Here is a 14,232-nt window from a genome sequence, read left to right as displayed (position 1 = left end):
AGCCCCCGGGGACGGGACGGGAAGGGGCGGCGGGGGCGAAAAACCCACCGACCACCCCACCTCACCCCGACCCGACAAGCACCGCCCCACACCCGGCCATGGCCACCGTGCAGATCACCGCGACCGCCGCATACGACGGAACAAGCGCCCCCGGTTCACTCACCGCCGCCAGCCCCCGGATCCGCCGATGGGCGACCCACAGAAACCCCACCCAACAACCACAACACAACACACACGCGACGACCCCGACCGCCGAGGCCCCACCCGCCAGCGCCGTCTTCACGGCCAGCACCGCCGCGACCGTCGCCGACAACGTCGTCCGCCGCCACGCGAGCCGCGTCCGCTCGGGCTGCAGCCCCGGATCCCGCTCCGCGCCCCGGCCCGCCGCCGCCACCCCGCTCACCCGTCCCACCCGAACAGCACCACGGCGACCATCGCCACGGCCACCACCGCCACCACGAGACTCAGCAGTGCCGGAAACCGCGACACCGGCAGATCCTCCCCCCGCCGCATCGCCCGCTCGCACCGCACCCAGTGGTTGACCGCCCGCAACGCGCACAACGCCCCCGCGGCCAGCAGCGCCAGCGCCAGCCCGACCCGCCACCCCCAGCGCAGATCCGGCAGGAACTGGTCCACGGCGAACCCGCCACCGATCAACGCGAGCGCGGTGCGCAACCAGGCGAGAAACGTCCGCTCGTTCGCCAGCGAGAACCGGTAGTCGGGCGTGTCGCCCTCCCGCCGCACCTCGCCGGGCGCGAACCACAACCGGATGTTCCGCATGAAGTCGATCACGCCGCGACCCTATCGGGGCCGCTCCCGCGCCGGGCCGACGACCGGTGGCGAGGGACTGCTCAGCTCTCCGCCCGCCCCGACCGGTACGCCTTGAGCCGCTCGTACGCCGCCAGTCCGTCCGGAGTCCACTCCCACTCACCGAGCCGCCGCTCCAGTTCCGCCTCCGACAGGAAGTCCCACCAGGCCACCTCCTCCGCCTGCGGCCGTACGGGCCGGTCGCAGCGCACCTCGTACACCGCCGACCACCAGCTGCGGCCCGCCCCGTCGTCGTACAGGAACGTGAAGACGTACTCGGGGCGCGGCAGCCCGCTCACGCCCAGTTCCTCCTCGGCCTCCCGCAGCGCCGCCTCGTCATAGCCCTCGCCCGCGCCGACGACCCCACCGACGAACATGTCGTACAGGGAGGGGAAGACCTGCTTGACCGGGGTGCGGCGGTGCACGAAGATCCGCCCCTCGGCGTCCCGGACCAGGATGAAGGCGCAGCGGTGGCGCAGCCCTCGTGCGTAGGCCTCCCCGCGCGGGGACCGCCCGACCACCCGGTCGTTCTCGTCGACGATGTCGATGATCTCCTCAGCACTCATACGGCCATCCAAGCAGCGGCCGGCCCATGCCCGACCGCTCACCCCACCCGGGCGGCTTTCCTGCCTCGGACGTCACAAGTGGCCGGTTCGTGAACGCAGTTGACGCGAGTAACGCATGGGGTGCCCTTGACGCGATCCGTCGGCTGACGGTTTGCTGTGAGTGATCAGCCCATGGCGTTCGGCAGCCGACCACTGCCGTACCGACCGCCCGCCGTGAGCCGGCGACCACAAGAAGAGCGCGTGAGGAAGTTCCGCGGTGCCCCCACCCCCGCCTCCCCTCGGCCGTGCCCGCAGACGTGCGGCACAGGCCTTCGACGAGGCCCTCGACGACGCCGAACTCGCCGCCGCGCGGGCCGCGTTGGCGCAGGGCCGATGGCAGAGCACCCGCTCGCTGCTGGTCCGCACGGGGGAGGACTGGGACCGCCGGGACCACCGGATCACGGTGCTCGCCGGGGAGCCGTACTGCGCCGCCTGGACCCGCGAGTGGCTGCTCGCCGAACCCGACTCCGGTGACGCGTCAGTGCTGCTCGCCCTGGCCCAGGTGCGGCGCGCGCTGCGCGGCAAGGAGAAACCGGCCCGTGCCCGCGAGGTCTGCCGCCGGGCGGCGGAGCTCGTGCCCGCCGACCCCACCCCCTGGCTCGGACTGCTCCTGCTGGAGTGCGCCCAGGGGGCCGAGGGGGACGTGGTGCGGATCTTCGAGCAGATCCGCGCCCGGTACGCGGACCACCACCACGCCCACCACCTGGTGGTCGCCTGGCTCGCCGAGCGCCGTGTGGAGGCGGGCCCGGACCCGCTGCACGAGGTGTACGACTTCGCCAACTGGGCCGCCGAGCAGGCACCCGCCGACTCGCCGCTGGCGGTCCTGCCGGTCATCGCGCACGCCGAGCGCTACCGCACCCTGGCCGCCGCCGGACACGAACCCGCCGACCCGGTCGCCTCCGGCCACTGGGTCGGCCGCCGCGCCCGGCAGGTGTTGAAGGCCGCCTTCGACTGGTGGCTGGAGTGGGAGCACGAAGGCCACCCGCGCCGCCTGGTCGACCTCAACTTCCTCGCCCACGCCAAGGTCTGCGAGGGCAGGGGCGCCGAGGCCGCCGCCCTCTTCCACCGCATCGGAGACCACGCCACCCCCGCCCCCTGGTCGTACCCCGACCGTGACGCCCTGACCGCCTTCCGCACCGCCCGCGCCGCAGCCCTGGGCACGGCCTGACCCCACGCCCCCACCCGCCCCCGCACCCGCCCGTCACCACCACAACCGACCAAGGACGGCCTCTCGATGACGACGGACAGTTCCCGCACGAGCAGAGCGACAGCCGACGGCATCAGCACCTTCAAGGGGCGGGAGCGCGCCCTGCGCGCCGACCGCCTCGGCACGGGGGGCCTGCTGCTCTCCGTCCTCGCCGCGACCGCCCCCCTCATGGTGGTCGCAGGTGTCATGCCCACCACATTCGCGGTGATGGGCATCGTCGGCCAGCCGCTGCTCTTCGTCGCCCTCGGCGTCGTACTGGTCCTCTTCAGCCTCGGCTACGCCGAGATGAGCCGGCACGTCCACAACGCCGGCGCCTTCTACGCCTACATCTCCCGCGGACTCGGCGGCACCGCCGGAGCGGGCGCCGCGCTCGTCGCGCTCGTCGCCTACAACTCCCTCCAGGTCGGCATCTACGGCATCTTCGGCTTCGAGGTCTCCGGCCTCTTCGCCACCTACGCCGACCTCGAGGTCGCCTGGTGGATACCGGCGCTGGTGGCCGTGCTCGCCGTCGGCGCGCTGGGCTGGCTGAAGATCGACGTCAACGCGCGCGTGCTCGGCGTGCTGCTGGTCATCGAGGTGCTGCTGGTCGTCGTCTTCGACGTCGCCGCCGTCGCCGACCCCGGCAAGGAGGGCCTGTCGCTGCACGCCTTCAACCCGGACACGCTCACCGGCGCCGGCGTCGGCACCGCCCTGTGCTTCTGCATCGCCGCCTTCCTCGGCTTCGAACAGGCCCCCGTCTACGCCGAGGAGACCAGCAGGCCGCACGTGCTCGTGCCGCGCGTGATGTTCCTCGCGGTCACCGGTGTCGCCGTCTTCTTCGCCCTCAGCAGCTGGGCGCTCACCGTCGCCACCGGACCGGCCGGGATCGTCGGCGCCTCCCAGGAGCAGAGCGCGGGACTGCTCTTCTTCCTCACCGAGGACCGCCTGGGCGGCACCTTCACCGACGTCCTGCACGTCCTCTTCGTGACCGGCATGTTCGCGGCCATGCTCAGCTTCCACAACGTCGTCGCCCGGTACGCCTTCGCCATGGGCCGCGAGGGCCTGCTGCCCGCCGCCTTCGGCCGCACCACCGGCACCAGCGGCGCCCCCGGCACCGGCTCCCTGCTCCAGACCGTCATCGCCGCCGTGCTCGTCCTCGCCTTCGCGCTCACCGACGACAAGCCGACCGGCGACCCGACCGCGCCGGTCCTGCACCTGTTCACCTGGGGCGGCAACGTCGGCGCGCTCGGCGTGATCGTGCTGATGGCCATCGCCTCCCTGTCCGTCGTCGTCTTCTTCGTCCGGCGCGGCGCCGCGGGCGCGCAGAGCTGGCGGCTGGTCACCTCCGCGCTGGCGGGCATCGCCCTGGTCGTCATCGCGGGCTACACGGTCAGGGACTTCGACGTCCTGGTCGGCGCGGGACCCGACTCCTCGCTGAGCTGGGTCCTCCCCGGCATCATCGGGCTCGCCCTGGTCACCGGCCTGGTCCAGGGCGCCGTCCTGCGCGCCCGCGCCCCCGAGAAGCACGCCCGCATCGGGCTCGGCAACGAGGCGTTCCAGCTGGAGAAGGAGGCCGAGCGCACCTCGTAGGACACGGTGTTACGGAAGTCTGACGGGCACCCGCGCTCCCTGGTCCGGCGGGGACGCGGGTGCTCGAATGGAGGGGTGAACTCCGAACAGCCGCCGGAAGACGGCCCCGTCCCGTACGAGGAGGACGCGCGGGGCAGGCCCGTCGGCCGCCGCGTCCTCCTCGGCACCCTCGGCCTGGGCGCCCTCGGCGTGGTCACCGCGCCCACCCTCCAGCGCGGCCTCGAATCCTTCCTCGCCGGAGCCGCCGACAAGGACCCCACCGGCCTGACCGGACTCCTCCCCAACGGCGGCGGCTTCCGCTACTACTCGGTCACCTCCTCCGTCCCGCGGAAGAACGCCGACACCTACCGCCTCACGGTCGACGGCCTCGTCGACCGCCCCACCACCTACACCCTGGCCGAACTGAGGGCCCTGCCGCAGACCCGCACGGTCCGGGACGTCCAGTGCGTCACCGGCTGGCGGGTGCCGGAGACGCCGTTCGAGGGGGTGCGCCTGTCCCGGCTCCTGGACGCCGCGGGAGTGCGCCCCTCAGCCGGCGCGGTGCGCTTCACCTGCTTCGACGGCGCGTACTCCGAGAGCCTCACCCTCGACCAGGCCCGCCGCGCGGACGTCCTGGTCGCCCTGCGCATGCGGGACGAGGACCTCGGCCACGCCCACGGCGGCCCGGTCCGCCTCTACGTGGCCCCGATGTACTTCTACAAGTCCGCCAAGTGGCTCTCCGGCATCACCGTCACCGAGGACGTCGAACCCGGCTACTGGGAGGAGCGCGGCTACGACGTCGACGCCTGGGTCGGCCGCTCGAACGGACGCGACGATGAGCCCACGAGCTGACGCCCCGCCCGCCGCCACCGCCGTGCGCCGCTTCGGGCGCGCCCAGCGGTGGGCGCACCGCGCCACGGCCGCGCTGATGGGCGTCTGCGTGGTCACGGCCGCCTGCCTCTACGTCCCCCAGCTCGCCCAGCTGGTGGGCCGCCGCGCCCTCGTCGTCACCCTCCACCAGTGGTCCGGACTCGCCCTGCCCGTCCCCGTCCTCGCCGCTCTCGCCTCCCGCGCCTTCCGTGCCGACCTCGGGCGCCTCAACCGCTTCGGCCCGCACGACCGCGTCTGGCTGCGGGCCGCCCTGCGCCGCGACAGACGCCCCTCGTCCCGCCCTGCCGGCAAGTTCAACGCCGGCCAGAAGGTCTACGCGGCCTGGATCGCGGGCGCCACACTGGTGATGCTCGGCACCGGACTGCTGATGTGGTTCACCCACCTCACCCCGCTGGTGTGGCGCACCAGCGCGACCTTCGTCCACGACTGGCTGGCGCTGACCATCGGCATCGTCCTCGCCGGGCACATCGGCATGGCCCTGGCGGACCCCGAGGCCCGCCGCGGCATGCGCACGGGCTCCGTCGGCCGCGACTGGGCGGAGCGCGAACACCCGCTGTGGCGCCCCTGAGACGACACGGGCCCACCCGCGCCCCGAGGGGGAGCGGGTGGGCCGTACGCGTCCGGTCTCCGGCTAGATGATCAGCGACAGCAGCAGCACCAGGGCACCGGCGACCACCGAGATGATCGTCTCCATGATCGACCAGGTCTTGATCGTCTGGCCGACGTTCAGCCCGAAGTACTCCTTCACCAGCCAGAAGCCGGCGTCGTTGACATGGCTGAAGAACAGCGAACCCGCACCGATCGCCAGCACCAGCAGGGCGGCGTGCGTGGTCGACATGTCGGCCGCCAGCGGCGCCACCAGACCGGCCGCCGAGACGGTCGCCACGGTCGCCGAACCGGTCGCCAGCCGGATCGCCACCGCGATCAGCCAGGCCAGCAGCAGCGCCGGGATCGACCAGTCCTCGGAGATGTCCAGGATCATCCGGCCCACACCGGTGTCGATCAGCGTCTGCTTGAAACCGCCGCCCGCGCCGACGATCAGCAGGATGCCCGCGATCGGCGCGAGCCCCTTCTCGACCAGGGACGAGATCCGCTCCTTGCTGAACCCGGCGGGCATCCCCAGCGTGAAGATGCCGACCAGCACGGCCGCGAGCAGCGCGATCAGCGGGGAGCCGATCACGTCGAACACGCGCTGCACGCTGTTCTCGGGGTCGTCGATGACGATGTCGACCAGCGCCTTGGCCAGCATCAGCACGACCGGCAGCAGGATCGTGACCAGCGTCGCGCCGAAGCTCGGACGCTTCTCCAGGTCCTCGGAGGGCCGCTGCGGGATCATCCGCTCCGGGGCCGGGACGTCCACCCAGCGGGCGGCGTACTTCGAGAACAGCGGACCGGCGATGACGACCGTCGGTATCGCGACGAGCACGCCCAGCGCCAGCGTCACACCTAGGTTGGCGCCGACGGCGTCGATCGCGACCAGCGGACCGGGGTGCGGCGGCACCAGACCGTGCATCACGGACAGACCGGCGAGCGCGGGGATGCCGATGCGCATCAGGGAGTAGTTGCCGCGCTTGGCGACCATCAGCACCACCGGGATCAGCAGCACCACGCCGACCTCGAAGAACAGCGGCAGACCGATCACCGAGGCGATCAGCACCATCGCCCACGGCATGGAACGGCCGCTCGCCTTCGTGAGGATGGTGTCGACGATCTGGTCGGCGCCGCCGGAGTCGGCGAGCATCTTGCCGAGGATCGCGCCGAGAGCGATCAGCACGCCCACGCCGGCGACGGTGGAGCCGAGTCCGGCACTGAAGCTGGTGATGACCTTGTCGAGCGGCGCTCCGGCGAACGCGCCGAGCGCCAGTGTCCCGATGGTCAGCGACAGGAAGGCATGCAGCTTGAACTTGGTGATGAGCAGGACGATGACGGCGATGCCCAGGAGCACGGCGATGCCCAGCTGGGCGTGGCCGGCCGAGGTGATCGGCTCGGGTGCGTCCGCTGCCAGCATCTCAACGCTGAGTCTGGTCACGGTGGTTCCTTGTGTGTACGGGGGTGGGGAGGAACCGGGGAGGTGGGGGCGCCCCGGGAACTGGGGGTCCGGTCAGGGACCTACGGGGTCGGCTCGGGGAGGGCGTCCAGGGCGGTGGCCGCCCGTCCGCTGATCTCCTCGGGGCTGCCCGCCACGTCCACGGCGACTCCGGCCTCGTCCGGCTCCAGCGGCTGGAGCGTGGCGAACTGGGAGTCGAGCAGTGCCGTGGGCATGAAGTGGCCCTGCCGGTGCGACATCCGGTCCTCGATGAGCGCGCGGTCACCGGTGAGGTGCACGAAGACGACGCCGGGCGCGGCGGCCCGCAGCCGGTCGCGGTACGACCGCTTCAGCGCGGAGCAGCTGACCACCCCGCCGAGACCGGCCCGGCCGTGGGCCCAGTCGCCGATGGCGTCCAGCCAGGGCCACCGGTCGTCGTCGGTGAGCGGGGTGCCGGCCGTCATCTTGGCGATGTTGGCCTGGGGGTGGAAGTCGTCGCCCTCGGCGTACGGGACGCCGAACCGGGCCGCGAGCAGGGGACCGATGGTGGTCTTGCCGGTGCCCGCGACGCCCATGACCACGACGACATGGGGGGTGTTCATCGCTGCCTCACTGTCTGATGTCTTCGTCGACACGTGATGTCGACGCAACTGAAGCCCATTAGGTACGACGAATTCAAGAGTCTGTGACATATAAGTCTGACTTTTTGTTCCCGTGACCCGCCCCGTACTCTGAGTGCATGAGCACCACGGGCCGGGGGCTGCACGGCCGCGTACTGGACACCCTCGGCCCCGAGATCACCGCCGGCGAGTACCCGCCCGGCAGCGTCCTGCGCACCGACGAACTCGCACAGCGTTTCGACGTGTCGCGTTCCGTGATGCGCGAGGTCGTCCGCGTCCTGGAGTCCATGCACCTGGTCGAGTCCCGGCGCCGCGTGGGCGTGACGGTCCTGCCGGCCCACGAGTGGAACGTGTACGACCCCCAGGTCATCCGCTGGCGTCTGGCCGGCGCGGACCGCCCTCGCCAGCTGCGCTCCCTCACGGTGCTGCGCTCGGCGATCGAGCCGGTCGCGGCGGGCCTGGCCGCCCGCAACGCCACCCCCGAGCAGTGCGCCGAACTGACCGAGTGCGCGCTCGGCATGGTCGCCAACTCCAGCGGTCACCGGCTGGAGGGGTACCTCTTCCACGACGTGGCGTTCCACCGCGTGATCCTGACCGCCTCCGGCAACGAGATGTTCGCCCGCCTCGGCGACGTGGTCGCCGAGGTGCTGTCCGGCCGCACCCACCACGACGTGATGTTCGAGGACCCCGACCCGGCCGCCGTCACCCTGCACGTCCAGCTCGCGGAGGCGGTCCGCGAACGCGACGCCGCCCGCGCGGAGAAGCTGACCCGCGAGATCACCGAGGGCGCCCTCCAGGAACTGGACATCCTGGCGCCCTGACGGCCGTACGGTGTCAGACCTCGGCGCTGGGTTCCTCGCATGAACCCCGAGACACTCCGGAAACTGGACCGCGTCCGTGAGAAGGCGCTCGCGCGCGGCGTACCGTCCGGCGAGGTGGAGAGGTGGCTGGACGCCGCCCGCCCGTGCGCGACCCTCGCCCCGCACGGGGACGGACCGGTCGTGGGCCGCTTCGGCGGACCGGCACTGCTCCCCGCCGACTTCCCCGACCTCCCGAAGCGCACCTACCTGATCGCGTCCCTGGACCTCGCGGCGCTGCCCGCGGACGCGACGACGCTGCCCCTGCCGCGCGACGGCGCGCTCCTGCTCTTCGCCCGTTCCTACGACGAGGGCCTGGACGCGGGCGGCGAGGCGGTGTACGTCCCGGCCGGGACGCCCGTCGAGGAACGCCCGCTGGATTCCGGCCACGCGCCGGACGACGCGTGGGAGGGCCTGGACTCGGGCCTGCGCACGGCGGGGGAACTGCGGCTGCGGTACGACGTCTCCCTGCCGGACAACGAATCCCTCTTCGACCCCGCCGAGCACCCCCACGCCCAGGCCCTGCGCGGCGCCTGGAACGACGTGCGGTACGAGGACCGGCACCTCCGCGGCGCCTCGTACCTCCAGATCGACGGATACTCCACCGACCCCTACGGTGAGACCGACCTCGTCACCTACGCCGCGTGGAGGGAAGCCGACAGGACGGGGAAGCCTCCCCGCCCCGAGGCCTGGGCCCTCCTCGTGCAGTGGCACGGCTTCGCACACATCGACGGTGACGTCTACTGGACGATCACCAGGCAGAACGCGGCGGAACGGCGTTTCGACGAGGTGACGGTCATGGGGTTCTTCGAAGGACCGGGGTGAACCCCACACCCGCACCGGACTACTCCAGGAACTCCCCGTCGACGTACACCCACGCCCCGCCGACCCGCTCGAACCGGCTGCGCTCGTGCAGTGAGCCGCCCCGGTAGGAGGCCCGGAAGGTCACCGTCCCGGTGGAGTGGAAGGCGGACCCGTCGGCCGTGTCCAGGATCTCCAGTCCGGTCCACCGCATCCCGGGATCGAAGTCGACCCGCTCCGGCCGCGTCCCCGGATGCCAGGTCCGCAGCAGATACGCACCGTCCCGCCGCACGAACGCGCAGTACCGCGACCGCATCAGCCGCTCGGCGGTGGGAGCGGCGGCGGCCCCGGTGTGGAACCGGCCGCAGCAGGTCTCGTACGCCTCGGGCAACCCGCAGGGGCAGGAACGTGTGGTCATGGCGACCATTCTGTCCGATCGTTCTCAAGGCCGGGATGCGGGAGCTGCGGATCAGCGGTTCGTGCCGGGCCGCTGTCCCATGCCGCACTGTGATCCCCTACGAGTCCGGCGAAACCGCCCTCACGCATGAAACCCGACACCTAGTCTGACGAGTGGATCACAGAGTGACGGCTGGTGCGCTGCTTCATCAGGCCTGCTGAGAGGGAAACGGCGTAGTGACCACGGATGTTCAAGGGCCGGCATGGGCGCTGGAAGGGCTCGGAGTGCGGTCGGGGCGGTATCCGTTGGCTGTGGAGGGCCCGGTGATGCGGGCGATCGACCGGTTGGTGCCGGGTGTCTCCACGGTGACCCGCTACATCCGTTACCACTCGTTGTACGCGGCGATCGCCGCGCATGCCGAGCGGAAGGCCCTGGACCTGACCGCCTGCCGCCGACTGGTCCGTCGCTGCGAGGTGCTGATGGCCGCGCTCCAGCACGACGCGGAGGCTGCCGACGAGACATGGTTCCCTCATGGAATCGATCGGGTACGACGTTTCTGCGTACAGGAGTTGGACTTGGCCCGCGCGGCCGACCAGGAACATCTGAGTCAGTCGTACTCGCCCCGCCGGTGGGGCTTCTGGGACCAGTACGGAGGATCGGCCACGGTTCTCGGCACCGTGGAGGTCCGGGACGGAGCGCTTCGACCCGGTCGGCACGCCTGCCCTGAGCCCCTGCGGGAACTGTTCACCCCGTTGCTCTCCCTCGTGGAACAGAACGTGGTGTCCTTCGTCGAGCTGGAGCAGGCCGGTCAGGCCGGTCTCGGTGTCCCGTCCTCGGTCGAGCAGGACTGGCTGACGCAAGTTCTGACGGCCACAGATGCAGGGGGAATCCACACGCCTCAGGACTGGGAGGCGTCCGACCGTACCCGGAGAGCCACCTTCCGCATTCTCGGCCGGGCGATCGACCTGCACGGCCGGGAGGGGGAGGGGTACGAGGAGACACTGCGCTCGGCCGTCGCCTTCGGTGAGGACATGACCGCCGATCCCGTCCTGGCAGCCATTCCGGAGGCAGCGGGCTGGCGAGGGTTGCTGCTGCGGCATTACTCCGTGGGCGCCTGGCGCAGGCTGTGGGCCGCTCTCGTGGCCGACATCGGGTCCAAGGAGGGCGAGGCCGACCGGACGGCACAGGAACTGCGCGACTGGCTGGCGCAGCAGGCTCCGGAGGGGAGTGTGCGAGGGCTCCTGGAGGATCTGCCGCCGCTCAAGAGTCCGGACGGGCTGCTGCTGCCGGCCGAACGGGAACTTCTCGAGAAGGGCGGTGACGCCCCCATGGTCAACGTCCGGTTGCTGCTCGTGGGCGCCCTGCGGTCCAGGGAGGGTCACCTGCCCGATGACGTGCGTGCCGTCTTCCTGGGCCGGCAGCGACGTTCGGCGGAGTTCCTCGATCCGACATGGGTCGACGGCCTCATCCGCGACTACTCCGACCGACCGGCCCGCGACCTGGCGGCCCGGCTGGTGGACGACATGCTGGCCCAGTCCCGCCGGGTGGCGCTCGCCAAGCTGAGCCCCGATCCGGCGACGGGCGGGCTGAAGATCTTCTCCCGGCTGCACGTGCGCAACGAGCGTTACTTCAAGACCGGTGACGAGGGAGACTCCGACATCGGTACGCGCATTCCCCAACTGGGTTCTTTCGGGCGGCAACTCGGTCTCTTCGACGTCCGGGACGGCTGCCACGTCGTCACGGCCTCCGGCCGGAGGATCCTGGAGACGGAACGATGAGCGCGGCGCAGCACACCCGCTTCGCGTCCCCGGCCACTCTGCTGCATGAATGGACCGAACGCGGCGACAAGCAACCGCTGCACGAAGTGCTCCTCCTCGGATTCACCGTCGACCTCCCGTTCCTGGAACGGGTCGCGATCCCGGTCGCACGCGGCCTGGGCGCACGCACCGCGGTGATCGGTGATGCGGCCCAAGGGCTGTACAACCCGGTCGATGTACGCATGGCAGGCCGCAGTTACCTCCATGGGCTCGCCGGCTGTCGGGGTGCCTTCCACCCCAAAGTGGTCCTGCTGATCGGCGAACACGCCTGTCGACTGGCCGTGGGATCGGGAAACCCGACGCTGTCCGGCTGGGGAGCCAACGACGAACTGTGGACCGTGGTGGAGACCGAGGACGACGCCTCCCACGCCCTGCTCGCCGATCTCGCGGAATGGCTGGAGGAACTGCCCGCCGTCGTGGACATGGCCCCCTGGACGGCGAGCCACCTCGGAGAAGTGGCGACCCTTCTGACCGAAAGACACGTCAACGCCCCCGCCGGGCCGGAAACCGGCCCGCGGCTCCTGCACAATCTCCACCGGAGCCTGGTGGAACAGCTGACACCGGGGCCCGTGGACGAGGTCCAGGCGTACGCCCCGTTCATCGATCCGCAGGCCCACGCCCTGCAAGCACTCGTCGACCACCTGATGCCGGGCCAGGTCACTCTCGGTCTCCAGCCCCGCTGGTCGAGCTACGACGCCGAGACGATCAAGAGGGCGCTCGATGGCCGCTCCACCGGGATTCGACTCCTCGAAGAGACGCGGATGCGGCACGGCAAGTTCGTCGAGTGGCGCATCGGCGAGCGCAGGCACGCCCTCACCGGAAGCCCCAACCTCACCCGCGCCGCTCTGTGCACGAGCACTGAGGAAGGAGGCAACTGCGAACTCGCCGTGCTCTCCGCCGACACCCTGCCCCTGCTCCCCGAAGAAGGACCGACCACCACGCTCACCAGTCTGAAGGGCCGCACCCTCCGGCCTTTCACCACCGGCGGCGGTCGTGCGCTCGTCCTACTGGGTGCCAAGACGGACAGCGAAGGCCTCCACGTCTTCCTGGCCCGCAGCGAGCCGGCCCCCGTCCTGATCAGCACCTCCCCGGACGGGTCACCGGGCTCCTGGACCGACATCGGCTCCATCCCCGCCGGAAGGACGGCCTCCTCCTTCTCGACGCCCGAAGTGCCTGGCGCGGCCGTACGCGCGACCTGCCGCAGACCGGATGGCAGCAGCGTTGAATCGACCGTGGTCTTCGTCTACAGCCCCGTGCAGTGCGCACGTCGCCATACCCACGACAGCGGACCTCGGCTGCGGTACGACTACACGGCACAGGCGTTGTTCACCGACGAACGTGCGGCGCGACGCTTCGAGGCGGACCTGCTGCGTCTGCGTGAACTCACCACCGGCAGGTCCGCCTCTCCGGTGAGTCCGGCGACGGAGGGCGCGGCGCGCCCGGTGACCACGAGCGACGTCGACCGCTGGGACGCCTACCTCGCCGACTGCCGACGGATGATCGGGGCTTCCCTGACCGGTCTGGCGTTCGGCACCGGGCCGATCGACTTTCCCCGGCCGCCGTCCTCCCGATGGATCGTGTCGGCGGTCACCTCCGCTGTGGTCTCGGGGGAGGACGAGGTGTACGACGAAGGAACGGAGGACGCGGACCCGCTCGTCGACGGCGCGGCTTCCGTACCCCACGTCCCCGCTGAGTTGCGGGCCGGCTGCCGCGGTCGGATTCAGCGCTGGGTCGACGTACTCGTCACTCCTGAGGGAAAGCCCGCGTACGCGCTTCCGGCGCGGCTGATGGTCGCCGGTCTGTACGTCCAGCTCATGGCCGCAGGGGTCTGGGACGACGACGACCACAGCTGGCGCGAGGGACTGAGCGATCTCCTCGATGCTCTCGCCCTCCAGGGCGCACCGGACGACGGGACGGCGGAACAGCAGGCTCCACCCGAGACCGGACGACGCGTGGACGCGGTGGCGGCCGTCCTGATGACCCTGCTCAGCCAGGACGCCACCCTCACCGGCGGCGGTGAGCACGACGTGCTGGCCGCCCGCGCGTGGCAGAACCACAAGAACATGATCGCGCGTGCCGACCCCGCCGAGGCCGAGGACCTGATGCTGCCGCCGGAGCAAGCGCTCGCCCGCGTCGCGCCCTGGACCGAAGTGGAACGGCTCGTGGCCCTGGCCGAGGAGGACGACCCGCACGCCGAGGTGGTCGAGGAGCTCTCCAAGGCGGGCTGGTCCGTTACGTACGAGGACGGGATCTGGGACATCAGGGGTTCCTTCGGAAACCCGATCCCGGTCGTGGCCAGAGCCGCCGACCGACTCGGTCGGTACCACACCGAGGGGGTGCTCGTCCGAGCCCGCGGCAGGAGGCGCTGGGCGTTCGCCGCCTGGGCGAAGCCCTGGCTGGTTCTGCTGAACCCTCCTGCTCGCGTATGGCGCACGTACGAGGTGCGCTCCCCGGCCACACCGGAGTCACGGTTCAGCGGTGGTGACCTCTCCACCGTCCCCGGCCTCATCGGTGCTCCGACCCCGCTCAGGACGGGTCCGCCCGAAGCATTGAGGACAACTTTGGCCGGAGTGGATCTGCCGTACCCGGAGTTGATGCGACGGCTGTTCGAGGACGCCGTCTGAGACTTTATGCTGCACAGGCATATGTGGAAGAT

The 14,232-nt window shown here is 71.2% G+C and carries 14 protein-coding genes; 8 read left to right on the top strand and 6 right to left on the bottom strand.

Features of this window, described 5'->3' with window-relative positions; genetic code table 11:
• Positions 1-61: 61 nt before the first annotated feature.
• From KUM38_RS17750 to KUM38_RS17740, 3 genes are read right to left on the bottom strand one after another with little or no spacing between them, the layout of a single operon-like run.
• Positions 62-394, bottom strand: a complete 333-nt coding sequence (locus KUM38_RS17750; protein ID WP_217130457.1) for a DUF202 domain-containing protein — start codon at positions 392-394, stop codon at positions 62-64.
• 5 nt (positions 395-399) lie between these two features.
• Positions 400-792, bottom strand: a complete 393-nt coding sequence (locus KUM38_RS17745) for a DUF202 domain-containing protein (RefSeq protein WP_217130347.1) — start codon at positions 790-792, stop codon at positions 400-402.
• A 59-nt stretch (positions 793-851) separates the two neighbouring features.
• Positions 852-1,373, bottom strand: a complete 522-nt coding sequence (locus KUM38_RS17740; RefSeq protein ID WP_217130346.1) for an NUDIX domain-containing protein — start codon at positions 1,371-1,373, stop codon at positions 852-854.
• 256 nt (positions 1,374-1,629) lie between these two features.
• Between KUM38_RS17740 and KUM38_RS17735 the strand changes: the two genes are divergently transcribed.
• The 4 genes from KUM38_RS17735 to KUM38_RS17720 all read left to right on the top strand — a co-directional run bounded on the left by KUM38_RS17735 (position 1,630) and on the right by KUM38_RS17720 (position 5,626).
• The gene (locus KUM38_RS17735; protein WP_217130345.1) at positions 1,630-2,580 is read left to right on the top strand and encodes a hypothetical protein; all 951 of its coding nucleotides are present in this window, start codon (positions 1,630-1,632) and stop codon (positions 2,578-2,580) included.
• Positions 2,581-2,646: 66 nt separating this feature from the next.
• Complete coding sequence (locus KUM38_RS17730; protein ID WP_217130344.1) at positions 2,647-4,188, top strand: APC family permease; 1,542 nt, start codon at positions 2,647-2,649, stop codon at positions 4,186-4,188.
• Between the two features lie 75 nt (positions 4,189-4,263).
• Positions 4,264-5,019 carry a molybdopterin-dependent oxidoreductase gene (locus tag KUM38_RS17725; protein ID WP_217130343.1) on the top strand — a complete coding sequence of 252 codons (756 nt, stop codon included), beginning with the start codon at positions 4,264-4,266 and terminating at the stop codon, positions 5,017-5,019.
• A complete protein-coding gene (locus KUM38_RS17720; RefSeq protein ID WP_217130342.1) occupies positions 5,003-5,626 on the top strand; it encodes a cytochrome b/b6 domain-containing protein in 624 nt (207 codons plus the stop codon). Before KUM38_RS17725 ends, KUM38_RS17720 begins: the two co-directional genes overlap by 17 nt.
• 63 nt (positions 5,627-5,689) lie before the next feature.
• On the opposite strand, the gene KUM38_RS17715 is transcribed toward KUM38_RS17720, so the two are convergent.
• Together KUM38_RS17715 and KUM38_RS17710 are read right to left on the bottom strand one after the other, a co-directional pair.
• Positions 5,690-7,087, bottom strand: coding sequence for a GntP family permease (locus KUM38_RS17715; RefSeq protein WP_217130341.1), 1,398 nt, complete (start codon positions 7,085-7,087; stop codon positions 5,690-5,692).
• A gap of 80 nt (positions 7,088-7,167) precedes the next feature.
• Positions 7,168-7,686 carry a gluconokinase gene (locus tag KUM38_RS17710; RefSeq protein WP_217130340.1) on the bottom strand — a complete coding sequence of 173 codons (519 nt, stop codon included), beginning with the start codon at positions 7,684-7,686 and terminating at the stop codon, positions 7,168-7,170.
• A gap of 137 nt (positions 7,687-7,823) precedes the next feature.
• Here KUM38_RS17710 and KUM38_RS17705 point away from each other — a divergent pair, with 137 nt between their 5' ends.
• Both KUM38_RS17705 and KUM38_RS17700 read left to right on the top strand, forming a co-directional pair.
• Positions 7,824-8,525 carry a FadR/GntR family transcriptional regulator gene (locus KUM38_RS17705; protein WP_217130339.1) on the top strand — a complete coding sequence of 234 codons (702 nt, stop codon included), beginning with the start codon at positions 7,824-7,826 and terminating at the stop codon, positions 8,523-8,525.
• 39 nt (positions 8,526-8,564) lie between these two features.
• Positions 8,565-9,386, top strand: a complete 822-nt coding sequence (locus KUM38_RS17700; protein WP_217130338.1) for a DUF1963 domain-containing protein — start codon at positions 8,565-8,567, stop codon at positions 9,384-9,386.
• 19 nt (positions 9,387-9,405) lie between these two features.
• Here the strand turns inward: KUM38_RS17700 and KUM38_RS17695 are convergent, their stop codons facing one another.
• Entirely contained in the window at positions 9,406-9,780 is a 375-nt protein-coding gene (locus KUM38_RS17695) for a YchJ family protein (RefSeq protein WP_217130337.1), read from the bottom strand.
• A gap of 215 nt (positions 9,781-9,995) precedes the next feature.
• On the opposite strand from KUM38_RS17695, the gene KUM38_RS17690 reads away from it, so the two are divergent.
• Both KUM38_RS17690 and KUM38_RS17685 read left to right on the top strand, forming a co-directional pair.
• Positions 9,996-11,537: a hypothetical protein gene (locus KUM38_RS17690; RefSeq protein ID WP_308408987.1), complete on the top strand. Its 1,542-nt coding sequence runs from the start codon at positions 9,996-9,998 to the stop codon at positions 11,535-11,537.
• Positions 11,534-14,200: a hypothetical protein gene (locus tag KUM38_RS17685; protein WP_217130336.1), complete on the top strand. Its 2,667-nt coding sequence runs from the start codon at positions 11,534-11,536 to the stop codon at positions 14,198-14,200. Before KUM38_RS17690 ends, KUM38_RS17685 begins: the two co-directional genes overlap by 4 nt.
• Positions 14,201-14,232: the final 32 nt, after the last annotated feature.

It is taken from the genome of Streptomyces sp. AC558_RSS880 (assembly GCF_019049255.1).
Taxonomy (GTDB): Bacteria; Actinomycetota; Actinomycetes; order Streptomycetales; family Streptomycetaceae; genus Streptomyces.
Note: the sequence above shows the minus strand (reverse complement) of the source record. Positions and strands in the feature narration are given on the sequence as shown.